This is a genomic window from Streptomyces sp. NBC_00096 (assembly GCF_045041305.1).
GTDB lineage: Bacteria > Actinomycetota > Actinomycetes > Streptomycetales > Streptomycetaceae > Streptomyces.
On the sequence record NZ_CP108221.1, the window covers coordinates 781,073 to 804,480 of the forward strand.

The following is a 23,408-nucleotide window of genomic DNA, read 5'->3' on the forward strand; positions in this document are numbered from 1 at the left end:
CCGGTGGAGATCACCTGGTGGGGCCACGCCACGTGCACGGTCGAGGACTCCGGTGTCCGGCTGCTGACGGACCCGCTCTTCGCGCGCCGGCTGGCGCACCTGCGGCGGCGGCGCGGGGCGGTGCCCCCGCCGGAGGCGGCGGTGGCCGACGCGGTGCTCGTCTCGCACCTGCACGCCGACCACCTGCACCTGCCCTCGCTGGCGCGGCTCGCGCCCGGGACCCGGCTGCTGCTGCCGCGCGGGGCGCGGGGCGCGGTGCCGGGGCTGGCGCGGATGGTGCGCGCCCGGGGTCTGGAGGCCACGGAGATGGCGCCGGGTGACGTGGCCGGTGCGGGGGACGGCGTACGGGTACGGGCGGTCAGCGCGCGGCACGACGGACGCCGGCTGCCGTTCGGCCCCCAGCGGGCACCCGCGCTCGGGTACGTCATCGAGGGCTCGGCCCGCACCTACTTCGCCGGGGACACCGGGCTGTTCGACGCGATGGCCGGTGAGGTCGGGCCCGTGGACGTGGCGCTGCTGCCGGTGGGCGGCTGGGGACCGTACCTGGGTCCGGGGCACCTGGACCCGGCGGGCGCGGCGCGGGCGCTGGCCCTGCTGGCGCCGGCGGCGGCGGTTCCGGTGCACTGGGGGACGTACTGGCCGATCGGGATGGACGCGGTCCGGCCGCACGAGTTCCACTCGCCGGGCGAGGAGTTCGTGCGGTGCGCGCGCCGGGAGGCGCCGAAGGTGACGGTACGGGTACCCGTACACGGTGAGCGGGTGCGGCTGCCGTGACGATGCCCGCGGCGGCCTCCGCCCTGGTGCGGCTGGCGGAGGCCGCCGCCCAGACCCCGCCCGAATCCACCCAGCAGGCGGTCGGCTATCCGACCCTGTTCGTGCTGGTGGCGCTGGGCGCGCTGGTGCCGGTCATTCCGACGGGCGCGCTGGTCAGTACGGCGTCGGTGGTGGCCTTCCACCAGGAGTCCCTCCCCTTCGGCCTGCTGCTGGTGTTCGGGGTGTCCTCGCTGGCCGCGTTCACCGGGGACCTGGCGCTGTACTGGCTGGGCCGGCGCGGGGTGCGCTCCCGGGGCGGCTCCCGGTGGCTGGAGGCCCTGCGGCGCCGGGCCAGCCCGGAACGCCTCGCCCAGGCGCAGCGGAAGCTGGACGAGCACGGCGTACTGGTCCTGGTGGTCTCCCGCCTGGTGCCGGCCGGCCGCATCCCGGTGATGCTGGCCTGCCTCCTGGCGGAGCTACCGCTGCGCCGCTTCGCCCGCGGCGACGCCCCCGCCTGCCTGGCCTGGGCGGCGACCTACGGCCTGATCGGCATCCTGGGCGGCTCCCTCTTCTCGGACCCCTGGAAGGGCGTGGCCCTGGCGGTGGGCCTCACCCTGGCGATCAGCGGAGCCCCTGCGCTGTGGCGCCGCCGCTGACCTGGCCGGTCGGGAACGGTCCCGGGGCGGCGCCGCTGCCGGGGCCCGGACCCCGGACCCCGCTCCTCAAACGCCGGCGGGGCTGAAAAGATCGCCTCAATCGCCGGCGGGGCTTGATTTTCCAGCCCCTCCGGCGTTTGAGGAGCGGGGGCTACAGCGCGCGGGAGGCCCCGACCGGCAGGTCCCAGAGGCGGTCCCGGGGCAGCCCGGTACGGGCCCACGCCGCCCGGACCCGCTGGAGCGGCTCCATGACGGGCTCCGAGGAGAGCGCGAAGGTCCCCCAGTGCATGGGGGCCATCCGCCGCGCCCCGAGGTCCAGACAGGCCTGCACGGCCTCCTCCGGATCCGCGTGCACGTCCCGCAGCCACCACCGCGGCGCGTACGCGCCGATCGGCAGCAGCGCGAGGTCGATACCGGGATACCGCCGCCCGATCTCCGCGAACCAGTGGCCGTAGCCGGTGTCCCCCGCGAAGTAGACCTGCTTCGGCGCCCCGCCCCGCGCATCGGTGAGGATCCACCCGCCCCACAGCGTGCGGCACGCGTCGAGCAGCGACCGCTTCGACCAGTGGTGCGCGGGCACGAAGTCGAACCGTACGCCGTCCAGTTCGGCCGACTCCCACCAGTCGAGTTCGGTGACCCGGGTGAAGCCCCGGCGCCGGCACCAGCGTGCGAGGCCGGCCGGGACGAAGAGGGGCGTCCGGCGCGGGAGGCGCTTGAGGGTGGGGGCGTCGAGGTGGTCGTAGTGGTTGTGGCTGATCACCACGGCGTCGACGGGCGGCAGTTCCTCCCAGCGCACCCCGACGGGGGTCATCCGCGCGGGCGTGCCGAGGATCCGGCGGGACCAGACGGGGTCGGTGAGTACGGTCAGCCCGCCGGTCCGCAGGATCCAGCTGGCGTGCCCGGCCCAGGTGACGGACACCGTCCCCGGGGCCACCGCGGGCAGCGGGGCGGGCTCGTAGGGCAGGTCCGGGATGCCGCGCAGCCCCGCGGGGTCGGGCCGGAAGGCGCCCTCGCGGGCGAGACGGGCGAACGCCCGGAGCCCCGGCAGCGGGGTGGTCAGCCGGTCCGCGAAGGAGCGCGGCCACAGCCGGTGCTCGCCGAGCGGCCGCACCCCCGCCGGAGCCGCAGCCGACCGCACCGGTGCCCGCCGTACGCCCGCAGCGGCGGGCGCGTCCGGGACGGGGGCTTCGGGGGCGTCCGTCTGGTCCCTCATCGAGAAGTCTCCGTTCACCGGCGCCAGCCGGGTGCGGTTCGGCCGGGTGCGGTTCGGTCGGGTGCGGTTCGGTCGGGGGCGTCAGCCGGGTGCCGGCCGCGGCGTCAGTCGGACAGTCCGGCGAGGACCGACCGGAGCCGGTCCAGCGAGCCCCGTACGTGGGGCAGTTCGAGGGGGTCGCCCGCGGTGAGCGCGGCGAGCCGTTCCTCCGGAGTGGTTCCCAGCAGCGGTCCGGTCGACAGGCGGACCCGCAGCGCGACCGGCTCGTCGGCGAACCGCTGCCCGCCGGGCGTCGGCGCGCCGAGCCGCCCGCCCAGCCAGTCCTCCAGCTCCATGGCGTCGCCGACCCCCTGGCGGGCGAGGCCCGCGCGCAGCGGTGTCAGGTCGGCGTAGAGGTGCCGGCCCGCCTGCGGGGGCCTGGCGAGCGCCCCGACGGCCAGCAGTTCCCGGTGCGCGGCGCCGGCCACCGCACCGTGCAGGGCGGCGGCCGCGGCGGCGCGTGCGGCGACGGCGGGGGGCTCGTCCAGGGCGTGCGCGGCGGCCCCGGCGACGGGGCCCGCGACGGAGCCGCCCGTGGCGGTGAGGACGTCCAGGGTCCGGGCCCGCAGCCACGTGCCGTGCGGGGTGCCGGGGAAGCGGATGACGGCTGCGGGCCAGCCCGCGGGCAGCAGCGCACCGGACAGGTCGAGGAGCACGGCGGTCTCGTCCGGCAGCATCTCGGCGGGACTGAGGACGACGAGGGTGTCGTGCGCGCCACGGGTGTCGCGGGGGTCCTGGAGGGAGTGGGAGCCGCCGGTGTCCTGGAAACCCTGGGAGCCTCGGCCGGGCCGGTGCACGGTGTCGCGCCAGGTCTCGTCGCTGATGACGAACAGCCCGGCCGAAGCCGCGGCCTCGCAGGCCTCCCGCAGCAGCTCGGGCGGCGGGACGGTCGCCGTCGGGTCGTCGGCGACGGACAGCAGCAGCACGCGCGGGTCGCCGCCCTCCGCGCGCACCCGGCGCACGGTCTCCAGCAGGGCGTACGGGTCGGGCACGCCACCGCACTCGGCCGGGGTCGGCACGTGGTAGGCCCGCCGTCCCAGCAGCCGGACCTGCGGGGTCCACCACGCGGGACACGGCCTGGGCAGCATGACGTCGCCGCCGTACGCGCCGAGCAGCGCGAGCAGCAGGGCGGGCGCGCCGGGTCCGGCGGCCACCTGGTCGGGGTCGGTCGGCAGCCCGCGCCGCCCCCAGTGCCGGGCCGCGGCGGCCCGTACGGGCACTCCCCCACCCGGGGGTTCGGGGGCGGAGCGCCAGGCGGCCGACGCGAGGACGGCCGTGAGCTCGGGCAGGACGGGCAGGCCCGGCTGGGGTGCGGGCGGGCCGTAGCGGACCGGGCCGCGGCCCTCGGCCGTCGTGCGCTGGATCCCCGACACCGCGCGCCACCTCTTCCTGCCGTCCCGGCGCTCACCGACCATGCCTTTATACGGTTATTTGCCCCGAGTCGCCCGTTGTCGCCTGCCGCCACCGGCCTGCCGCCACCCCGCGGCGGCCCGACGCGGCCTCAGCCGCTCCTCCCCAGCAGGGCGAGCAGCCTGGTCTGCGCGTTCGCTCCGGCGGGCACCTCCAGCGGGGCGGCGTACATGCCGCTCGCGGCCAGGGTGTCCGCGTAGGGCATGACCTCCTTGATGGAGAACTCGACGAGGCCGTCCGGCAGCCGGTCGTCGGCGCCGATGGCCCGCGCCAGGTCCCAGCTGTGGACGACGCAGTCGGCGGTCAGTTCCGAGCAGTACGCCGAGCCGGACGCGGGCCCGTACGAGAGGCGGACGGTCCGGTCCATCGCCCCGGGGATCTCGAAGGCGGTGTGCGCGGCGGCCGAGGCCTCGTCCCAGGCGGCGCCCGGATCCGCGCCGAGGACGTCGCCGTTGAAGGTGCTGCCGATGTCCTCGACGGTTCGCCCGTCGGTGACCAGGGGCGGTATCCACAGCTGTTCCGCGGTGACGTGGTTGACCAGCTCGCGCACGCTCCATTCGCTGCAGGGCGTCGGCGCGTCCCACTGGGCGTCCGAGACCGCGTGCACGTACTGACCGAAGAGCCGCAGCGCCTCGGCGTGCCGGTCGAGCAGCGGGTCCGGCATGGATCTCACCGTCCTTGGCCAGGGTCGGGTCCTCCCCCGGTTTCACTGTCCTCGCACCCGCTCCGCCCTGCCACCGACCCTTCGAACCCCCTTGGCACACAGGGATGGTGTCCACATGTCAAAACGCATATCTCAAATGACGAACTGATCCCTTACGGTGAAACCAATGCTTCGACGACGAAGGAGCCACTCCCCATGAACGCCTCGCACGCCTCGCACGAGACCGCCGTCTACACCCACGGACACCACGAGTCGGTGCTGCGCTCGCACCGCTGGCGCACCGCCCGCAACTCCGCCGCGTACCTGATCGGCGAGCTGCGCCCGGGAATGGCCGTGCTGGACGTGGGCTGCGGTCCGGGCACCATCACGGCGGACCTGGCGGAGCTGGTGGGGCCGGACGGCCACGTCACGGCGGTGGACGCGGCGCGGGAAGTGATCGAGCAGGCCTCCGCCCACGCGGAGGAACGGGGAGTGACCAACATCCGGTTCGCCACGGCCGACGTCCACGCACTGGACTTCCCGGACGACTCCTTCGACGTGGTCCACGCCCACCAGGTACTGCAGCACGTTGGCGACCCGGTCCAGGCCCTGCGCGAGATGCGCCGCGTGTGCCGCCCGGGCGGCATCGTGGCCGCGCGGGACGCGGACTACGCGGCGATGACCTGGTACCCGCCGACCCCGGGGCTGGAGGAGTGGCTGGACCTGTACCGGCGGGTCGCCCGCGCCAACGGCGGGGAGCCGGACGCCGGACGCCGCCTGCGCGGCTGGGCACGGGCGGCGGGCTTCACCGACACCACCTGTACGGCGAGCTCGTGGTGCTACGCGACCGCGGAGGAGGCGGCGTGGTGGTCAGCACTGTGGGCGGACCGTACGACCGCCTCGGCCTACGCCGGGATCGCGACCGGCGGCGGACACGCGACGGAGGCGGAGCTGGCGGGCATCGCGGACGCGTGGCGCACGTGGGGCGCGGACCCGGACGCCTGGTTCTCGGTACTGAACGGCGAGATCATCGCCCGCGCCTGACTCCCGCGGAACGCTCCGCGCCCGACCCAACGGAACGGCCCGCCCCCGCTAAGGGCTGACGAGGCCGCGGACGGGAAGCAGCTCGGGCCGCTTCGCCGTACGGCCGTCCCCGGAGGAGCGCCCGCGCAGCCGACGGCCGATCCAGGGCCCGGCGAAGCCGACGGCCCACCGGACCTCCCCGGCGACGCCCCGCAGGCCCGTCGGTGCGGCCGGCGGCGGCCCGGGCAGCGGGCGGGTCCAGGAGTCGTCGCTGCCGGGCAGCCCCAGGGCGTGCGCGACACCGGCGGCGATCATCGCGTGGCCGAGCGGGGCGGCGTGCAGCCGGTCCGCGCTCCACATCCGGGGGTCGGTGCACGCCTCGTGCCGGGCGAAGTCGGCGACGGCGACCCCGTGCCGCCCCGCGGCCCGCCGTATCCGGTCGTTGAGCGCGTCCACGCGCGGGGCCGCGCCCCGGGCGAGCGGAACGAGCTTCGCGATGTCGGGGAAGGTGACCGTGGCGACGCGGGCGCCCTGCGCGGTGAGCGCGGCGAACATCGCTTCCAGGTGCCCGGCGACCTCGTCGGCGTCGAACCGGGGCCGCAGCACGTCGTTGACCCCGGCGACGACGGTGGCCAGGTCGGGACGGAGCGCGAGGGCCGGCCCGAGCTGTCCCTCGCGCACGCCGGCCGCGAGCCGGCCCCGTACGGCCAGGTTGGCGTAGCGGACGCCGGGGTCGTACGCCGCCACCAGCTCCGCGAACCGGTCCGCGCAGCCGCGCAGCCCGGTGCGGTCGTCGCCGTCGCCGACGCCCTCGGTCTGGCTGTCGCCGAGGGCCACGTACCGCGTCCCGCGGTCCTGGTCGTGCTCGTCACTCGGCACGGGATGCCCGCCTCTCGCTCAGGATGGTCGTGGTGCGCTCGTACCAGGCCCGGTTGGCCCGCTCGAACTCCAGGCCGCGCAGGCAGGTGAGGTAGGGGCCGATCCCCGCGCCGTGGAGCAGGAACTCCTCCTCGGTGCGCTCGCCGCGCATCGTGCGCAGCAGCGCCTCGAACAGCTCGGCCTTGGCCGCGGCGAAGGCGATCCGCTCCGCGAGCTGCGCGATCAGCACCTGGGTGTCGACGTGGTCGGCGGCCTGGACCTTCACGAGCAGGTCGTCGCGGATGACGGAGGGCTTGGTGGCGGCGGCCGTGAAGCGCTCCAGCTCGGCCAGTCCGGCGTCGGTCACCCGGAACAGCCGCTTGTTGGGGCGGGTGTCCTGGACGACCTCCCGGCCCTCGGTGAGCCCTTCGCGCTCCAGCTTGGCCAGCTCGGTGTAGAGCTGCTGCGGCAGGGCGTGCCAGAAGTTGGCCACGCCCGTGCCGAAGGCCTTGGCCAGCTGGTAGCCGCTCAGCTCCTCGTCGAGCAGCGCCGCCAGTACGGCGTGGCGCAAAGCCATCGGTCCACCTCTTCCGTGCGCGACGGCGTCTTCTCAGGAACGCCCGGCCATGATAGTCAAGAAACTGAGTAATCACATCCATGACTATTCATCGACACCAGGAGCCGTCATGAGCACCGCAGACTCGAGCACCACAGACACGAGCACCGCAGACTCGAGCACCGCGGACATGAGCACCGCGGACCGATTCCGTGCCGCAGTCGCCGGCCACGATCTCGCCGCCCTGGACGCCCTGTTCACCGAGGACGTCCGGCTCAACAGCCCGGTGAAGTCGAAGCCCTTCGAGGGCAAGGCCCCGGTGCTGGCCCTCTTCCGCGTCCTCCTGCGCACCTTCGAGGACTTCCGCTACGTCGGCCGGTTCGAGGGCAGCGTCGAGGACGCCGCCGACGGCACCGAGGGCCCGGCGACGGTCCTCCCGTTCCGGACCGTCGTGAACGGCCGCCAGGTGCACGGCATCGACATGCTGTACCTGGCCCCTGGGGACGCCTCCGCCCCGGGCGGGCGGATCAAGGAGATCACCGTGATGATCCGCCCCCAGACTGCGGTCATCACCGTCGGCGAGGCGGTCCTCGCCGGCCTGATCGCCGACGGGCTGGTGACCGGCTGACGGCGCCCGCGGCGCAGAGCGGGAACCTGGGAACCGGAACCGGACAGTAGACTCGGTGCCTGTGGCGGATACCCAGTACGAAGACCTGTTGAAGCTCGTGCTCACCTCCGGGACGGCGAAGGCCGACCGGACGGGCACCGGCACCCGGAGTGTCTTCGGGCACCAACTGCGCTACGACCTCTCGCAGGGGTTCCCGCTGGTCACCACCAAGAAGGTGCACCTGCGGTCGATCGTGTACGAGCTCCTGTGGTTCCTGCGCGGCGACTCGAACGTCGGGTGGCTGCAGGAGCACGGGGTCTCCATCTGGGACGAGTGGGCCGACGCGGACGGCGATCTCGGGCCGGTCTACGGAGTGCAGTGGCGCTCCTGGCCGACCCCGGACGGCAGCCACATCGACCAGATCAGCGAGATCCTCGACACCCTGCGCCGCGACCCGGACTCCCGCCGGATGATCGTCTCCGCCTGGAACGTCGCCGAGCTGTCCAAGATGGCGCTCGCACCGTGCCACGCGTTCTTCCAGTTCTACGTGGCCGACGGCAAGCTCTCCTGCCAGCTGTACCAGCGCAGCGCGGACCTGTTCCTCGGGGTCCCCTTCAACATCGCCAGCTACGCCCTGCTCACGCACATGGTGGCGCAGCAGGCGGGCCTGGAGCCCGGCGACTTCATCTGGACCGGCGGCGACTGCCACATCTACGACAACCACGTCGAGCAGGTGACCGAGCAGATCTCCCGCACCCCGTTCGAGTTCCCCGAGCTGAAGCTGAACCGGGCCGACTCGCTCTTCGACTACGCCTACTCCGACGTGGAGGTGCTCGACTACCGGCACCACGCGGCCATCAAGGCCCCGGTCGCGGTATGACGAGCGGTACGACGAGCGCTGTGTCCAGCGGCACGGCCAGCGGCACGACCGGCGGCATGAGCATCGGGCTGATCTGGGCGCAGACCACCGACGGCGTGATCGGCGCGGACAACGGGATCCCGTGGCGGCTGCCCGAGGACATGGCGCACTTCAAGGCGACCACCCTCGGCCACCCGGTGGTGATGGGGCGCAGGACCTGGGATTCGCTGCCGCCGCGGTTCCGCCCGCTGTCCGGCCGGCGCAACATCGTGGTGACGCGCGATCCGCTGTGGGCGGCCGAGGGCGCGGAGCGCGCCGGGTCCATCGCCGAGGCGCTGGAGCTCGCGGCGGCGTCGCCCGGGCCGGCCGCCTCAGCCGCGGAGTGCTGGGTGATCGGCGGCGGGGAGGTCTACCGGGCCGCCCTGGCGCATGCCGCGGTGCTCTCGGTGACCGAGGTCGACTCGGCCGTGGCGGGCGACACCCACGCCCCCGTCCCGGACCCGACGTGGAAGGTCGCCGAGGACGGCGGCTGGCAGTCCTCGACGACCGGTCTGCGCTACCGCATCCGCCGGTACACGCACTGACCCAGGTCACGGTCCGCTCCCGACCGCCGGGCCTCAGACCCCCGGCGGGCGCATGCGGAAGTCGTACGGGCCCGGCAGCGGCCGGTCCGTGAGCATCGACCAGACCTCCGAGAGGATCTCCTCGCCCTCCCGGAGGTCGGCCAGTTCGAAGCCCTCCTCGAAGACCCGCCGGGCCGCGCCGACATGCCCCTCCGCCGCCAGCAGCCGGGCCGCCGCCAGCCGGAAGCGGCCCTCCTCGCGCAGGGCGGGGCGCAGCCGGTCCCATACCGAGCGGGCCTGCGGCACCAGCCCGGCCGCCAGCAGGGACGCCAGTGCCTCCCGGCCCAGCGCCGACTCCGCCGCCAGCCAGCCCGCGCCGCCGCGGCTCTCCTGGGTCAGGTCCTCGAAGGCCTCGGCGTACCAGCCGGCCGCCCGGGCCGGGTCACCGGCCAGGTCGTCGGCCACCGCCAGGCACCTCAGCAGCGGCCACCGCGACGGGGCCAGCGCCAGCCCGCGCTCCCAGCTGCGTACCGCCTGGGCGATGTCCCCGGCGTGCCACTGGGCGACCCCGAGGTGGTACTCGGTCAGCGGGTCCGCCCGGGCCGTTTCCAGCATGTCCCGCCAGTGCGGGGCGACCAGGCTCGGGCCGGGCGGCGCGACCCGGCGCGGCGTGGGGAACACGCCGGTGCGCCACAGTTCCAGCCACGGGGCCTGGGCCTCGCCGAGGGTGTCCTCGGTGAAGGGGGTACCGGGCAGCTTGTGGCCGCCGCACAGCACCTCCAGCGCACCCCAGCCGGAACCGGCCGCCAGCCGCTCCCCCGGTTCGGTGTCGGCGCACGCGCGCCAGGCCGCGTGGGCGGCGTCCACGGCCGCCCCCGGCAGCGCGGACTCCAGCGCCGCCCCGGCCGCGGCGCGGGCCGCCGACCAGTCGTCCCCGTGCACGGCCGCCGGGTCCGCGGACAGCGGCCCGTAGACCTCCAGCCAGCTGAACTCCGCCCCGCCCTCGAGCCGGACGTGCTCCAGCTGGGTCCGGGCCAGCCCGGCCTGGATCTCCGCGTAGCCGCCCGTGCCCGGCTCGGTCAGCCATTCCTGCCAGCGCCTGCCGCCGGTGCCCGAGCCCCAGACGAAGAGCTTGCGGCCGCGCAGCCGGGCGGTCGAGGTCTGGACGAGTCCCTGCCCGTCGGCGTCGAGTGAGGCGATCCAGGGCCGGGACCGGCCGTCGACCTCGTAGAAGAAGTCGGCCGGGTACTCGCTGCGCAGCGGGTACGTGCGGTCCGCGCCCTCCCACGCGGGTACGGGGATCCGGCGCAGGGAGCGCTCGTACCCGAAGTGCCAGGCCTCGTCGGCCGGGGCCAGGACGCGGGTGCCGGCGCCCTCGGGCACGGCGGTGTTGGACCACCAGTACACGGGCGCGGGCCGCTCGTGCGGATTGCGCACGCGGACCCCGACGTGGAGGAACTCCGAGTCCGCGGGCAGCCACAGGTCCACCTGGAACGGCAGGTCGCGCAGCCGCTCCCACTCCCACAGCCGCACCATGACGCCTCCGTCGGGCGCCGGTACGAGGGCCGCGTGCAGCGGTGCGCAGGAGAGGGTGGTGTGGCCGGTGGCACCGAGGTTCCACTCGATGCCGCCGGAGAACCAGGCGCCGTTCAGGGCGAAGTTCGCGGGCTGCAGCACCGGGTTGCGGTAGAGCAGTTCGCGTCCGGTGGGGAGGTGGACGAGCGAATGGATCCGGCCGCCGAGTCCGGGCAGCACGGTGACGCGCAGGTGCGCGTTCTCGATGACGATCGTCTCGATGTCCTGCTCGGTGCGCCGGCGTTGGTAGCCGTCCCGGATCCGGACGGGCAGCAGCGAGCGCAGCGGCTCGTACCCGATCTGGCGGGCCATGTCGCGCGGCAGGCCCTCGCGCGAGCGATCGTCCAGCGCGTGCACGCCGTCGGGTGCGCGGAGGCCGGGCAGTGGGTTCTCGGGGCCCAACGGGGCTGCGGGAAGGGTCAGTACGGAGCGGCGGACGGTGGTGGCCATGAGGAAAATGGAACACGCCGAGGCCGCCGCTGCACAGGGATTCGGCGGATCACCACCGGTCAGGATTACGCAAAGCCCGGCCGGGCCGGTCAGTTGGGCCGGTCAGCCGAAGGCTCCCGCCACCAGGTCCGCGAGCAGGGCTCCGGCGCGGCCGTCCGGGTCCAGGTCCGGGTCGTAGATCGTGACGTTGAGTCCGACGCACCGCGGGGAACTGATCAACACCCCGAGCAGTTCGGCGAGTTCGTCGGGGACCAGCCCGCCGGGGTCCGGGCTGTCGACGGCCGGCATCACGGCCGGGTCCAGCACGTCGGCGTCCAGGTGGACCCAGAACCCGGCGGTGGCCGGGGGCTGGAGCCCCGTCAGGGCGGTACGGGCCACCGGCCCGGCGCCGCGGTCGCGGATCGCCCCGACCGTGGCGGCGAAGATCCCGGCCGTGCGCAGCTCGGGGAGGTCCGGGTCACCGTCGCGCAGCCCGAAGATCCGCAGGTCCTCGTCGCGGACGTACGGCGCGAGTCCCTCCAGGTTCGCGAGGTCCGCCTGGCCGCGCCCGGTGGCGAGCGCCAGTTCCTCGCCGCCGGCCGCTCCGACGGGCCCGTTGACGGCCTCGTTTCCGGGGTGACGGAAGTCGGCGGAGCCGTCGATCGCGGCGATCCCGTACCGCCCGAGGCGGCGCATGGCGAGCGAGGCGCCCAGCTGGATGGAGCAGTCGCCGCCGAGCACGACGGGGAACTGGCCGTTGCGCAGGTGGTTCTCGATGCGGTCGGCGAGGGCCACGGTGTACGCGGCGAGCGGCCCGGCGTGGAACACCCCGTCGCCCTCCTTCCAGTCGCCCCGGTCGTAGCGCGGTGGGACGACCACCCCGCCCTCGCGCGCGCCGAGCCGGGCCAGCAGGCCCTGTTCGCGCAGGGCTCCGGCAAGTTTGTAGACGCCGGGTACGGTCCCCGGGGCGGGCGGCCTGAGGCCGAGGTTGGACGGCGCGTCGAGGAGCACGAGGGTTCGCATGGACTCATCCTGGGCGATGCCGGGCCCCTGGACGAGGCATTTCGGCCGTGATCGCCCATCGTTCGTGGTCCCGCCAGGCGCCGTCGACGTGGAGGAAGTCCGGCGACAGGCCCTCCATCCGGAAGCCGAGCCCGCGGACGAGCGCGATCGAAGCGGCGTTGCCCGGCTGGACATTGGCCTCCAGCCGGTGCAGGCCGAGACCGTCCCCGGCGAAGGCGTGGCCGATGACCAGGCCCAGCGCCTCCCGCATGAGCCCCTTGCCCACCGCGTGCGCGAAGGCCCCGTAGCCGAGCGCGCCGCACCGGAACGCGCCCCGCACGATGTTGTTGACGTTGACGAACCCGGCGATGGCGCCGCCGGCCCCGCGCTCGCAGACCAGGAACCCGGCCCGCGCCGGGCCCTCGTCGCCGGGACTCCCGGCGAACCGGGCGGCGTGGGTTCCGTACTCCTCGAGTGTGGCGGGCGGGGACAGCCACGGCCGGTGCAGTTCCCGGCTCTCGCGCACCCGGGCGGTGAACTCGGGTCCGTCGGCGGGCCGGAGGGGTCGCAGGGCCACCCGTTCGCCCTCGACGAGGTACGCGATATATGACATCGCACCAGGCTAGGACCTATGACACGATCCCCGGTGTGATCATCACCCCGAACACCGAAGAACTCCTCCTCGCGGCCGCGTACAACAACGCCGCGTGGTGTGCCGCGGTCAGCCGCGACGGCTCCTTCACCTCCGAGGTCTGGAGCAGTCCGCGCCCGACCCCGCTCTACTATCCCGACGCCGTGACCCTCACCCGGGACACCGACACGGCCGCGCTGCTCGCCGGGATCGACACCGGCTCCCCGCGCGCCTCCGTCAAGGACAGCTTCGCCGCGCTCGACCTGGCTCCGGCCGGCTTCGAAGTCCTCTTCGGCGCCCAGTGGATCCACCGCCCGGCGGGCGCTCCCGGCGCCGCCCCGGCGCTGCAGTGGAGCCGGGTCACCGGCTCCGCCGAGCTGGAGGCCTGGGAGACCGCGTGGGACGGCGAGGAGAGCACCGGCCTGTTCCACCCGGGGCTGCTCTCCGGGGACACGGGCGACTCCGGGCACGACGGGGACATCGCCTTCTTCGCGGGCCGGGACGCCGAAGGCCGGATCCGCGCCGGGGCCGCCGCCAACCGCACCGGCCAAGTCGTCGGAATCTCCAACGTGTTCAGCGCCGAAGGAACCCCGGACGACGAGGCCTGGGCGGGCGCGCTGACCGGGATCGCCGGGATCTGGCCCGGCCTGGCGGTCGTCGGCTACGAGTCCGGGGACGACCTCGACACGGCACTGCGCCACGGCTTCACCGCCATCGGCCCGCTCCGCGTCTGGGTCCACACGGGCTGACCGGGCACCCGGGCGGCTCGGGTCAGCGGTCGCCCAGGTCACCGGTCGCCCAGGTCACCGGGCAGCTCGGGTCAACGGCCCTCAGGGCACCGGGCGCTCAGGTCACCGGTCGATCAGGTCACCGGTCCTCAGGGCACCTCCCGCTCAGCGGCAGCCGGGGGATGTCGGCACGGTCGAAGCCGAACACCTGGGCGTACAGGGACAGTTCCGCCTCCAGTGCCCGGACCATCGTCTCCGCCCGCCGGAAGCCGTGCCCCTCGCCCTCGAAGGTGACGTACGCGTGCGGTACCGACCGCCCGCGCATCGCGGCCACCAGCCGTTCCGCCTGGGCGGGCGGGCAGACCGGGTCGTCCAGGCCCTGGAGCAGGACGAACGGGGCGGTGATCCGGTCGGCCCGGGCCACCGGGGAGCGCTCGCGGCTGATCAGCGCCAGGGTCTGCGGCGGGCCGGCGAGTCCCTGGATGTAGTGGGACTCCAGGTCGTGGGTCTCCTCGGCGAAGCCGGCCAGCTCCAGTACGGGGTAGATGATCGCCGCGCACGCGTACAGCCCGGTGGCGGCCAGCGAGGCCGCCGCCGTCCAGCCGCCCGCGCTGCCGCCCCGGATCGCGAGCCGGTCCGGGTCTGCGGTGCCCTCGGCGGCCAGGGCCCGCGCCACGGACGCGCAGTCCTCGACGTCCACCACGCCCCACTGTTCGCGCAGCCGTTCCCGGTAGGCGCGTCCGTACCCCGTGGAGCCGCCGTAGTTGACCTCGACGACGCCGATGCCGCGCGAGGTGAAGTAGGCGATGTGCAGGTCGAGCACGGGCGGCACGTGGTCGGTGGGGCCGCCGTGCGCCCACACCACGTACGGGGGCAGCTCGACCGCCCGGGCGCGCAGCGTGGGGTGGTGCGGCGGGTAGACGTGGGCGTGGATCTCCCGGCCGCCCCGGCCGGCGAAGGTCCTGCTCAGCGGCTCCGGGTAGTAGGCCGGGTCCACCCGGTCCGCCCCCGACGGGCCGCGCCCGCCCACCGCCCGGGCGTGCCCGGTGACGGTGTCCAGCTCCACGACCTCGTACGCGCTGCGCGGACTGGCCGCGACCCCGTAGACCCGCTCGCCGCAGACCGCGAGCGTCGGCTGCCAGGCCGTCCAGGGTCCCGCCGCGTCGACCAGGTCGCCGCTCTCCGGGTCGAGCACGCCGAGCACAGAAGAGCCCTGACCGTGCAGGACGGCGACCAGCCCGCCGGGCAGGGCCGCGATCCAGCGCAGTCCGGGCTTCCAGAGCGCTCCGCCGAACTCCTCTTCCCGGGGGCACAGGTTGACCGCCTCACCGGTCTCCGGGTCCACCCGGTACGGGTTCCACCAGCCGCCCCGGTCGCTCACCGCGAGGAGGGCTCCGCCGGTGGTCCACTCGACCTGTGCGACGGCCTCCTCGGGTCCGCCGAGCACGGTACGGGGCCGCGCGAGCCGGCCGTCCGGGGTGACCTCGGCGAGCCTGAGCTCGGTGCCGTCCCACGGCATCCGGGGGTGGTCCCACACCAGCCAGGCCGCCTGCCGCCCGTCCGGGGAGAGCCGGGGCCCGGTGGTGAACCGGTACCGGTCGTCGGTCAGCTCCCGTACCCGGGAGCGGTCTTCGGCGGCCGACCCGTCCAGCGGTACGGCGGCCAGGACGCGGCGCACGTCGCCCGGCCCCTCGCCGGTGAACTCCTCGAGCACGCACCAGACTTCACCGCCCCGCAGCACCGGGTCGGCCCAGCGCAGCCCGCCGCCCACCGCCGAGACGGGCGTCAGCGCGCGCGGGCCGGGCCCGCCGGGCGCGTCGGGCTCGTAGGCGTACAGCCGCTGGTCGGCGAAGTGGACGAACACCACCAGCGGCCCGCCCGAGGGTCGCTGCGCGCCCGCCCAGGGCAGGCCGCCGTACTCGGTGACCCGGCTGCGCACGTTCCACGGCGCGGGCAGTACCGGGAGCGCCGGGCCGCCGTCCGCGGGCCGCCGGACCAGGGCCCGGCGGCCGCCCTCGGCCGGCCGGGGTTCGGTCCACCACACCTCGGGGCCGACCGCGCCCACGTACTCGGGCCGCCCGTCGAGGGAGGCGGCGAGCGCGGCGTCGATGGGCGAGGGCCAGCTGCCGTAGGGGGCCGTGCCGACCTCCATCACAGGGCGCGCAGGGCGCGGTCGAGGACGCGGACCCCGAAGTGCAGGGCGTCGACGGGGACCCGCTCGTCCACGCCGTGGAAGAGGGCCCAGTAGTCGAAGCCGGGCGGCAGCTTGAGCGGGGAGAAGCCGTAGCCGGTGATGCCGAGGCGGGAGAACTGCTTGGCGTCGGTGCCGCCCGCCATGCAGAAGGGGACCACGTGGCCCTCGGGGTCGAAGGTCTCCACGGACTCGCGCAGGATCCCGTAGGTCCGCCCGTCCACCGGGGCCTGGAGGGCCACCTCCCGGTGGTGGAACTCCCAGTGCACATCGGGTCCGGTGAGTTCCTCCAGGGTGGCTGCGAACTCCTCCTCACCGCCCGGCACCATCCGGCCGTCCACGTAGGCGGTGGCGGCGCCGGGAATGACGTTGACCTTGTAACCGGCGCTGAACATGGTCGGGTTGGCGCTGTTGCGCACGGTCGCCCCGACGAGGGCGCCGGCCGGGCCGAGCTTGTTGAGGATCGGGTCGAGGGCGAATCCGGGGGCCCGGGGGTCGACCGACAGCCCCTGGAGGGCGGCGAGTTCGGTGATGCAGGCGGTGACGGTGTCCGTGAGGCGGACGGGCCATTCGTACTCGCCGATGCGGGCCACGGCGGCGGCGAGCCGGCTGACCGCGTTGGCCCGGTTGGGCTTGGAGCCGTGCCCGGCGGTACCGGTCGCGGTGAGCTTCAGCCAGGCGGTGCCGCGTTCACCTGCCGCGATCGGGTAGAGGCCTTGGCCGGGGGCGGCGTGCACGGTGAAGGCGCCGGACTCGCTGATGCCCTCGGTACAGCCTTCGAAGAGCTCCGGGTGGCGGTCGGCGAGGAAGCCCGAGCCGTCGATCGCGCTGTCCTCCTCGTCGGCGGTGTAGGCGATCACGATGTCGCGGCGGGGCCTGATCCCTGCCCGCGCCCAGGCCCGTACGACGGCGAGCACCATCGCGTCCATGTTCTTCATGTCGACCGCGCCGCGACCCCAGACCACCCCGTCGCGGACCTCGCCCGAGAAGGGGTCCACGCTCCAGTCGGCGGCCTCGGCCGGGACCACGTCGAGGTGGCCGTGGACGAGCAGGGCGGGGGCGGTGGGGTCGGTGCCCGGAATCCGGGCCACCACGTTGGTACGGCCCGGGGTGCGCTCCAGCAGTGCGGGCTCCAGCCCGATGTCCGCCAGCCGCTCGGCCACGTACTCGGCGGCGGGCCGCTCGCGGCAGTCGCCGCCGCCGCGGTTGGTGGTGTCGATGCGGATCAGCCCGGAGGTGAACTCGACGGCCTCGTCGAGCGCCACCTGGTCGACGGGGGTGCTCCCGCCCGGGTCGGACATGTCAGCCATATTGCTCCTCCACAGCCGCCGAGGCGATCGTCGTGACCGCCTTGAAGGTCCGGATCCCCTCGTACATCGTCTCGCTGGTGTACCCGACCTTACGCTCGCCCGTCCGGCCGACCCCGGGCACCACGGTGGCGGCCATCGCCAGGTGCTCGGCGTCGAACTCGACCTCCACCGCGAACGGACCCCCGCGCACCGGCTCGTGGCGCACGGCCAGGGCGGCGGCCTGCTTGGCGGCGGCCCGGATGTCGGCGGCCGTGCGGGCGGGGGTGCGGCAGACGGCGGCGTAGCGCGAGACGTGGTCCTTGACGGCGACGGTCACCGCGTCCGGGGCGTAGCCGGCGGCGTCGGCGCAGGTCAGGTCGTCTCCGGTGACGAGGACGACGGGGACCCCGTACTCGGCGACCACGTGTGCGTTGAGCAGGCCCTCGCTGGCGCGGATCCCGTTGACCCAGACCCCGGTGATGGAGTTGGCGAGGTAGGTGTGGGCGAGCACGCCCTCGGTCCCCGCACCCGTGTGGTAGCCGACGAAGGCGATGCCGTCGACGTCACCGTGCTGGACGCCCTCGACCATGGAGAGGGACTTGTGGCGGCCGGTGAGCATCTCGACGCGTGCGTCGAGATGCTCCAGCAGCAGGTTGCGCATGGTCCAGTGGGCCTCGTTGACGAGGACCTCGTCGGCGCCGGCGTCGAAGAAGCCGAGGACGGCGGCGTTCACGTCGGAGGTGAACATGGTCCGGCAGCGTTCCCACTGCGGCGTCCCCGGCAGCACGTCGGCGGGCCAGGTGACGCCGGTGGCGCCTTCCATGTCGGCGGAGATGAGGATCTTCATCGGGCCCCCGGGCGGTCGGTAGCGCTCAGGGAGCCAGCGTAACCTTCCGGCCCCCGCCGGACACCGGGGCCACGCCCGCCGCGGCGCGCCCTCGGCGCGGGGTCCGGGCGCGGGTCCGCGCGGCCGGCCCGGCACGGGTCCGGTCGCGGGTCCCGGCGGGCGGCCGGGCGGGTTCGTTTCACCCGATCCGGTGAGGCCCGATCCCCGGCCCCACCGGCGCCGGCCTCACCCCAACGGCCTTGCTCAGCCCTTGACTTCGGTGGCCAGGTTGGCGAGGAGGGTGTCGTAGATCCGGGCCAGGCCCTTGGGCGCGAAGGTGCGCTCGAAGAAGCCCCCGACGCCGCCCGCGCCGTTCCAGACGGTGGTGACGACGGCCTTGGACTTGCCCTCGCCGGCCGGGGTGACCGTCCAGGTGGTGACCATGGAGGAGTTGCGGTCCTTCTCCACGAGCTGGCCGTCCGTGGGCTCGCTGACCTCGAGCAGGCAGTCGCGGACCCGCTTGCTGGTGGCCTGGAGCTTCCAGTGGACGAGGGTGCCCTGGCCGTCGCCGCCCTCGCGCACCTCGTACTCGCTGAAGTGCTCGGGCAGCAGCTTGCCCCGGGTCCCGGTGTAGTCGGCCAGCGCGTCGAACACGGTCTCCGCGTCCGCCCCGATGATGCGTTCCGTGGTGGCCTCGACCTGCGCCATGGCTACTCCTCCAGCAGTGGTTTTCGCTCGTCGCGCCAAGCCAACCACCTCCGGGGCGGGCGCCCAAATCCGGGTCGGACGTGGCAGCGCACGGAGCCGAGCAGGGTGTCGGCGGGAAGTTTGGCGAGATGGGCGGCCGCGCTGCCGCGCTCGCGCCTGTCCGGCGGGGCGTGCGGGCAGGAGGCGGGGTCCTCGCAGGTTCCGTGCAGAGGAGCCTCGCCCCACTCGCACCACCAGCCGTCCAGGGTCAGGACGTTCTCGCACGCGGCGGCCCGGACCGACCCGAAGTGGACGTACGCCTCGCGGCGGCACCCGCCGATCTCCCGGAGCGGGTCCTCGACCTCGCGCAGGAAGGCGTCGAACCCGTCGAGGGCCGGATCGCCGGGCAGCCCGGCGGCCCACTGCCCGAAGGGGGCGGCCGGCGTCTGCGCGAGTACCCGGCGTGGGCCGCAGCGGACTCGGCCTCGAACTCGGACCCCTCCTTCCCGACCGGTCCGGGGCGCGCCGTGAGTCTGCATCCCGCCATGGGGCGCAGCCCCGCGTCCTCCGCACCGCGCTGACCGGCGAATTCCGCACCGCTCTGACCAGCGGGTTCCGTATCCCGCACGATCATGGGAACGTTTGTTCTATTCTCGGCCCAGAGCTACCGAGGGAGGCGCTCATGCGCTGGAACAACCTGACCGACGGCCCCACGGGGCCGGCCGCGCTCTTCGGAGCGGACTCCGTCGTCACCCGCACCTTCGACACCCCCGAGTTCCGGGGGATCACCTTCCACGAGATCCGCGCCCGCTCGATCCTCAACCGGGTCCCCGGAGCCTCCCGGATGCCGTTCGAATGGACCGTGAACCCGTACCGGGGGTGCAGCCACGCCTGCGTCTACTGCTTCGCGCGCAAGACGCACGGCTACCTCGACCTCGACACCGGCATCGGCTTCGACTCCCAGATCGTCGTCAAGACCAACGCCCCCGAGCTGCTGCGCCGCGAGCTCGGCTCGCACCAGTGGAGCGGCGCGCACATCGCGATGGGCACCAACGTCGACTGCTACCAGCGCGCCGAGGGCCGCTACCGGCTCATGCCCGGCATCATCCGGGCGCTGCGGGAGCGCGCCAACCCCTTCTCGATCCTCACCAAGGGCACCCTGATCCTGCGCGACCTCCCCCTCATCCAGGAGGCCGCCGCCGTCGCCGACGTCGGGATCTCCGTCTCCGTCGGCTTCACCGACACCGCCCTGTGGCGCACGGTGGAACCGGGCACCCCCTCCCCCGCCGCCCGGCTGCAGGCCGTCCGCACCCTCACGGACGCGGGCATCGAGTGCGGGGTGCTGATGGCCCCGGTCATCCCCTTCCTCGGGGACTCCCCGGAGCAGCTGCGGGCCACCGTCCGGGCGGTCGCCGAGTCCGGCGCCACCTCCGTGACACCCCTGGTACTCCATCTGCGGCCCGGGGCGCGCGAGTGGTTCACGGCCTGGCTGGGCGAGCGCCATCCGCACCTGGTCCCGCGCTACGAGCGGATGTACGCGGGGGGCTCGTACGCACCCACCTGGCACCAGCGGATGATCACCCGCCAAGTCCACGAGCTCGCCGCCGAATTCGGCATGGGGCCGGGCGGGCGCGGACCGGACCGGCGGATCCCCGTACCGGAACGGCCGGCGGATCCCGCGCCCGCCGGGCCCACCCAGCTGAGCCTGCTCTGAGCACCGGCCCCCGAGCTCCTGTACGACCATACGACTGACTGAAGGGTCATCAGATCGGGCCAATAGCGGGCTCAATCCCCCCTTTCGGGCGCAGGTTCAGGGACGATTCCGCCCAGAACCCTCGGCTGGGAGGCCCCGTGTTGCACCCGATGATCAAGCCCGGTCCCGCTATGAAGCGTGCCGCCGTCCTGGTGGCGGTATCCGCCGTCGCCGCCGCCCTCGCGAGCCCGGTCACGGCCGCGGCCCCGGCCGCGCCGGTCCCCGCAGCCGGACCCGGACCCCTGAGCTGGTCCAATTGCGCGACCTCCCGCTATCCGACGCTCCAGTGCGCCTCCCTTTCGGTGCCCCTCAACCACGACGACCCGGCCGGCCGGCAGATCTCCCTGGCCCTGACCCGGGTCCCCCACACGGCCGCGCGCTCCCAGGGGCCGCTGCTGGTCAATCCCGGCGGGCCCGGCGGCAGCGGCCTCACCCTGGCCGGGTACATCGCCGCCGCGCTGCCCAAGGACGTGGCCGCCCAGTACGACGTGATCGGCTTCGATCCGCGCGGCGTGGGCAAGAGCGAGCCCGTCCTGGACTGCGGCGCGGGCCACTTCACCCCCGTACGGCCCGACTCCGTACCCCTGGACGAGGAGACCGAGCGGGCCAACCTGGAGCGGGTGAAGTCCTTCGCCGAGTCCTGCCAGACCAAGCACGCGGACGTCCTCCCGTACATCGGCACGGTCTCGGCGGCCCGCGACCTGGAGGTGCTGCGCACCGCCCTGAACGCGGACAAGGTCAGCTACTTCGGCTACTCCTACGGCACCTACCTGGGCGCGGTGTACGCCAAGCTCCACCCCGACCGGGTGCACCGCCTGGTCCTGGACTCGGTCGTCGACCCGGCCGGGGTCTGGTACGAGGACAACCTCGCCCAGGACCAGGCCTTCGACGCCCGCCACAAGGCCTTCCTGGCCTGGGTGGCCACGTACGACTCCACCTACCACCTGGGCACCGACCCGGCCGCGGTCGAGGCCCGCTGGTACGACATGCGCACCGCGCTGCGCACTGCCCCGGCGGGCGGCAAGGTGGGCCCGGCCGAGCTGGAGGACACCTTCATGCCGGGCGGCTACTTCAACGGCTACTGGCCCCACCTGGCGGCGGCCTTTTCCGCGTACGCCGTGCAGGCGGACCCCAAGCCGCTGGTCGCCGCGTACGAGAAGTTCGGCGCGGTGGAGCCCTCGGCGGGCAACAGCTACAGCGTGTACACGGCGGTGCAGTGCCGGGACTCGGCCTGGCCGAAGGACTGGAACCGGTGGCGGGCCGACATGTGGCGCACGCACGCCAAGGCGCCCTTCATGACCTGGAACAACGCCTGGTACAACGCCCCGTGCGCGTTCTGGCCGGCGGAGCCGCTGCAGGCCCCCGACGTCACCAACACCGCGCTCCCGCAGGCGCTCCTCCTCCAGGCGACGGAGGACGCGGCGACCCCGTACGAGGGCGCGGTGAGCATGCGGCGCAAGCTGGCGGGCTCGGCGCTGGTGGTCGAGGAGGGCGGTGGCAACCACGGCGTCTCGCTCAGCGGCAACAAGTGCCTGGACGAGAAGCTGTCCTCGTACCTGCTGACGGGCAAGGCCGCCGACGCCGTCTGCCCCGCCCAGCCGGCCCCGACGCCCATCCCCGCGACCCGCGCGGTGCCGCCGTCGGCGGGCGGCGCGGCGCTGCACGGCCTGCTCGGCTTCCGCGGCTAGACCGTCCCTTTCGGATCTTGCCGACCCCGCCGGCCTTGCCGACCTTGGCCATCCCGGCCGGAGCGGGCAGGATCGTGCCATGACCACTTCACAGGACGACCATCTCACCCGGATCCCCGCGCCGGAGGGCGTCGCCCCGGGCACCGGCTACAACCACGTCGTCTGGGGCACCGGGCGGTTCGTCGCCGTGTCCGGGCAGTGCGCCTTCGACGAGAAGGGCGAGGTCGTCGGCGAGGGCGACGCCGCCGCCCAGGCCCGGCAGGTGTTCCAGAACCTGCGCCGGTGCCTGGCGGCGGCCGGGGCGACCTTCGAGGACGTGGTGAAGGTGACGTACTTCGTCACGGACGTGGCCCACCTCCCCGCGGTACGCACGGCCCGTGACGAGGTGTTCGCCCAGGACCGTCTCCCGGCCTCCTCGGCGGTCCAGGTCGTGGCGCTGTTCCGGCCCGAACTGCTGCTGGAGATCGAGGCCTTCGCGATCGTCCCCGAGCGGGATGGGGCCGGGACGAGGTCCGGACACGGGGCCGAGACCGAGACCGGCTTCAGGACCGGTTCCGGGGCCGGTTTCGGGACCGGGTTCAAGACCGGTTTCGCTAGCTGAGCTCCAGCCCCCGCAGGGCCGCGGTCGCCGCCACCGCCAGCCGGGGGTGCGACTGGGCCCGTACGAGGACTTCGCGGGCGCGCCGGTCCGCCAGCGCGCCCAGCCCCTCCACGCAGGCCAGGGCCACCCGCCAGTACGGGTCGTTCGGCGCGAGCAGCCGCGACAGGGTGCGGATCAGCGCGGGGGCGGACTCCGGGGCGCGCAGCGCCGCGAGCAGCCGGACCGGGTGCAGGGCGTAGGCCGTGCGCAGTTCGTTGGTCGCCAGGGCCGCCGCCGCGCGCGCGGTGCGCGGGTCCCCGAGGACGGCCAGCGCCCGCGCGGCGGCCTCACAGCGCGCCGGGTCACGGTGGTTGAGCAGCAGGACCAGCGACTCGAAGGCGCGCCGGTCCCCGGCCAGCCCCAGTCGGTACGCGGCCAGTTCGCGGGCCCACAGGGGCAGTCCGGCGGAGGTCAGGGAGGCCGCGAGGCCGTCCGTGTCCGCCACCAGCAGTGCCTCGTACCGCGCCTCGTCACCCGGCGCCTGCCCCGCTTCCGCCCGCAGGCGCTCCAACACCTCGTTCACCCGGCCACCCTAGGGGGCCGGGAGGGTCGCCGTGCCGGGTTCCCCGACTGTCGTTTGATCGATGATCGATGATCGGTACATTTGGGCGGTACAGGTCACATCTCCCCGCTCTGGCGGACCAGTTACCAACGGGTTACTGTCCCTACAACACGTACGAGGGCGGCCTGGTGACGCAGCCACCTCGTGCCAGTCGGTTCAGCACGACCTCCGTACGCATGGCGTACGACCTCACGGCGCGACCCCGGGACAGGGTTCCGCCGCTTCCG

At 74.3% G+C, this 23,408-nt stretch carries 23 protein-coding genes and 1 pseudogene; 10 read left to right on the forward strand and 14 right to left on the reverse strand.

Features of this window, described 5'->3' with window-relative positions; genetic code table 11:
* Nucleotides 1-3 precede the first annotated feature (3 nt).
* Nucleotides 4-774 carry an MBL fold metallo-hydrolase gene (locus OG904_RS03505; RefSeq protein ID WP_405487244.1) on the forward strand — a complete coding sequence of 257 codons (771 nt, stop codon included), beginning with the start codon at nucleotides 4-6 and terminating at the stop codon, nucleotides 772-774.
* A 2-nt stretch (nucleotides 775-776) separates the two neighbouring features.
* A complete protein-coding gene (locus OG904_RS03510) occupies nucleotides 777-1,409 on the forward strand; it encodes a DedA family protein (protein WP_405497738.1) in 633 nt (210 codons plus the stop codon).
* A 151-nt stretch (nucleotides 1,410-1,560) separates the two neighbouring features.
* On the opposite strand, the gene OG904_RS03515 is transcribed toward OG904_RS03510, so the two are convergent.
* The 3 genes from OG904_RS03515 to OG904_RS03525 all read right to left on the reverse strand — a co-directional run bounded on the left by OG904_RS03515 (nucleotide 1,561) and on the right by OG904_RS03525 (nucleotide 4,735).
* The gene (locus OG904_RS03515) at nucleotides 1,561-2,622 is read right to left on the reverse strand and encodes an MBL fold metallo-hydrolase (RefSeq protein WP_405487246.1); all 1,062 of its coding nucleotides are present in this window, start codon (nucleotides 2,620-2,622) and stop codon (nucleotides 1,561-1,563) included.
* Between the two features lie 104 nt (nucleotides 2,623-2,726).
* Complete coding sequence (locus tag OG904_RS03520; RefSeq protein ID WP_405497740.1) at nucleotides 2,727-4,025, reverse strand: aminotransferase class I/II-fold pyridoxal phosphate-dependent enzyme; 1,299 nt, start codon at nucleotides 4,023-4,025, stop codon at nucleotides 2,727-2,729.
* A gap of 137 nt (nucleotides 4,026-4,162) precedes the next feature.
* Nucleotides 4,163-4,735 carry a TIGR03086 family metal-binding protein gene (locus OG904_RS03525; protein ID WP_405487248.1) on the reverse strand — a complete coding sequence of 191 codons (573 nt, stop codon included), beginning with the start codon at nucleotides 4,733-4,735 and terminating at the stop codon, nucleotides 4,163-4,165.
* A gap of 195 nt (nucleotides 4,736-4,930) precedes the next feature.
* Here OG904_RS03525 and OG904_RS03530 point away from each other — a divergent pair, with 195 nt between their 5' ends.
* Nucleotides 4,931-5,758, forward strand: a complete 828-nt coding sequence (locus tag OG904_RS03530; RefSeq protein WP_405487250.1) for a methyltransferase domain-containing protein — start codon at nucleotides 4,931-4,933, stop codon at nucleotides 5,756-5,758.
* Nucleotides 5,759-5,806: 48 nt separating this feature from the next.
* Here OG904_RS03530 and OG904_RS03535 read toward each other — a convergent pair whose 3' ends face one another.
* Both OG904_RS03535 and OG904_RS03540 read right to left on the reverse strand, forming a co-directional pair.
* On the reverse strand, nucleotides 5,807-6,616 hold the full coding sequence (locus OG904_RS03535; RefSeq protein ID WP_405487252.1) for an SGNH/GDSL hydrolase family protein: 810 nt from the start codon (nucleotides 6,614-6,616) through the stop codon (nucleotides 5,807-5,809).
* Nucleotides 6,606-7,172, reverse strand: coding sequence for a PadR family transcriptional regulator (locus OG904_RS03540; RefSeq protein ID WP_405487254.1), 567 nt, complete (start codon nucleotides 7,170-7,172; stop codon nucleotides 6,606-6,608). Before OG904_RS03540 ends, OG904_RS03535 begins: the two co-directional genes overlap by 11 nt.
* 169 nt (nucleotides 7,173-7,341) lie before the next feature.
* Here OG904_RS03540 and OG904_RS03545 point away from each other — a divergent pair, with 169 nt between their 5' ends.
* From OG904_RS03545 to OG904_RS03555, 3 genes are all read left to right on the forward strand, one after another.
* Nucleotides 7,342-7,779, forward strand: a complete 438-nt coding sequence (locus tag OG904_RS03545) for a nuclear transport factor 2 family protein (protein ID WP_405497742.1) — start codon at nucleotides 7,342-7,344, stop codon at nucleotides 7,777-7,779.
* A 61-nt stretch (nucleotides 7,780-7,840) separates the two neighbouring features.
* A complete protein-coding gene (locus tag OG904_RS03550) occupies nucleotides 7,841-8,638 on the forward strand; it encodes a thymidylate synthase (RefSeq protein WP_405487256.1) in 798 nt (265 codons plus the stop codon).
* Between the two features lie 56 nt (nucleotides 8,639-8,694).
* A complete protein-coding gene (locus tag OG904_RS03555; protein ID WP_405497744.1) occupies nucleotides 8,695-9,201 on the forward strand; it encodes a dihydrofolate reductase in 507 nt (168 codons plus the stop codon).
* A gap of 33 nt (nucleotides 9,202-9,234) precedes the next feature.
* Here OG904_RS03555 and OG904_RS03560 read toward each other — a convergent pair whose 3' ends face one another.
* From OG904_RS03560 to OG904_RS03570, 3 genes are all read right to left on the reverse strand, one after another.
* On the reverse strand, nucleotides 9,235-11,205 hold the full coding sequence (locus OG904_RS03560) for a DUF5107 domain-containing protein (RefSeq protein ID WP_405487258.1): 1,971 nt from the start codon (nucleotides 11,203-11,205) through the stop codon (nucleotides 9,235-9,237).
* Between the two features lie 102 nt (nucleotides 11,206-11,307).
* The gene (locus OG904_RS03565; RefSeq protein ID WP_405487260.1) at nucleotides 11,308-12,207 is read right to left on the reverse strand and encodes an arginase family protein; all 900 of its coding nucleotides are present in this window, start codon (nucleotides 12,205-12,207) and stop codon (nucleotides 11,308-11,310) included.
* 4 nt (nucleotides 12,208-12,211) lie between these two features.
* On the reverse strand, nucleotides 12,212-12,799 hold the full coding sequence (locus tag OG904_RS03570) for a GNAT family N-acetyltransferase (RefSeq protein WP_405487262.1): 588 nt from the start codon (nucleotides 12,797-12,799) through the stop codon (nucleotides 12,212-12,214).
* 35 nt (nucleotides 12,800-12,834) lie between these two features.
* On the opposite strand from OG904_RS03570, the gene OG904_RS03575 reads away from it, so the two are divergent.
* Nucleotides 12,835-13,566, forward strand: coding sequence for a hypothetical protein (locus OG904_RS03575; protein ID WP_405487264.1), 732 nt, complete (start codon nucleotides 12,835-12,837; stop codon nucleotides 13,564-13,566).
* Between the two features lie 118 nt (nucleotides 13,567-13,684).
* On the opposite strand, the gene OG904_RS03580 is transcribed toward OG904_RS03575, so the two are convergent.
* From OG904_RS03580 to OG904_RS03600, 5 genes are all read right to left on the reverse strand, one after another.
* On the reverse strand, nucleotides 13,685-15,697 hold the full coding sequence (locus OG904_RS03580) for a prolyl oligopeptidase family serine peptidase (protein WP_405487266.1): 2,013 nt from the start codon (nucleotides 15,695-15,697) through the stop codon (nucleotides 13,685-13,687).
* The gene (locus tag OG904_RS03585; RefSeq protein WP_405497746.1) at nucleotides 15,697-17,037 is read right to left on the reverse strand and encodes a M20/M25/M40 family metallo-hydrolase; all 1,341 of its coding nucleotides are present in this window, start codon (nucleotides 17,035-17,037) and stop codon (nucleotides 15,697-15,699) included. The genes OG904_RS03580 and OG904_RS03585 overlap by 1 nt, the downstream gene beginning before the upstream one ends.
* A gap of 1 nt (nucleotide 17,038) precedes the next feature.
* On the reverse strand, nucleotides 17,039-17,872 hold the full coding sequence (locus tag OG904_RS03590; protein ID WP_405487268.1) for a M55 family metallopeptidase: 834 nt from the start codon (nucleotides 17,870-17,872) through the stop codon (nucleotides 17,039-17,041).
* Nucleotides 17,873-18,115: 243 nt separating this feature from the next.
* On the reverse strand, nucleotides 18,116-18,559 hold the full coding sequence (locus OG904_RS03595; RefSeq protein WP_405487270.1) for an SRPBCC family protein: 444 nt from the start codon (nucleotides 18,557-18,559) through the stop codon (nucleotides 18,116-18,118).
* Nucleotides 18,560-18,561: 2 nt separating this feature from the next.
* Nucleotides 18,562-19,077 carry a hypothetical protein gene (locus OG904_RS03600; RefSeq protein WP_405487272.1) on the reverse strand — a complete coding sequence of 172 codons (516 nt, stop codon included), beginning with the start codon at nucleotides 19,075-19,077 and terminating at the stop codon, nucleotides 18,562-18,564.
* Nucleotides 19,078-19,220: 143 nt separating this feature from the next.
* Here OG904_RS03600 and OG904_RS03605 point away from each other — a divergent pair, with 143 nt between their 5' ends.
* From OG904_RS03605 to OG904_RS03615, 3 genes and pseudogenes are all read left to right on the forward strand, one after another.
* On the forward strand, nucleotides 19,221-20,252 hold the full coding sequence (locus tag OG904_RS03605) for an Rv2578c family radical SAM protein (protein ID WP_405487274.1): 1,032 nt from the start codon (nucleotides 19,221-19,223) through the stop codon (nucleotides 20,250-20,252).
* A 170-nt stretch (nucleotides 20,253-20,422) separates the two neighbouring features.
* Nucleotides 20,423-21,979 (forward strand): alpha/beta hydrolase, encoded by a 1,557-nt coding sequence (locus OG904_RS03610; protein ID WP_405487276.1) that lies wholly within the window; start codon nucleotides 20,423-20,425, stop codon nucleotides 21,977-21,979.
* Nucleotides 21,980-22,058: 79 nt separating this feature from the next.
* Nucleotides 22,059-22,466 (forward strand): annotated as a pseudogene (locus tag OG904_RS03615) (RidA family protein); the annotation flags it as partial.
* A gap of 106 nt (nucleotides 22,467-22,572) precedes the next feature.
* Here the strand turns inward: OG904_RS03615 and OG904_RS03620 are convergent.
* Complete coding sequence (locus OG904_RS03620) at nucleotides 22,573-23,142, reverse strand: HEAT repeat domain-containing protein (protein ID WP_405487278.1); 570 nt, start codon at nucleotides 23,140-23,142, stop codon at nucleotides 22,573-22,575.
* Between the last annotated feature and the right edge of the window lie 266 nt (nucleotides 23,143-23,408).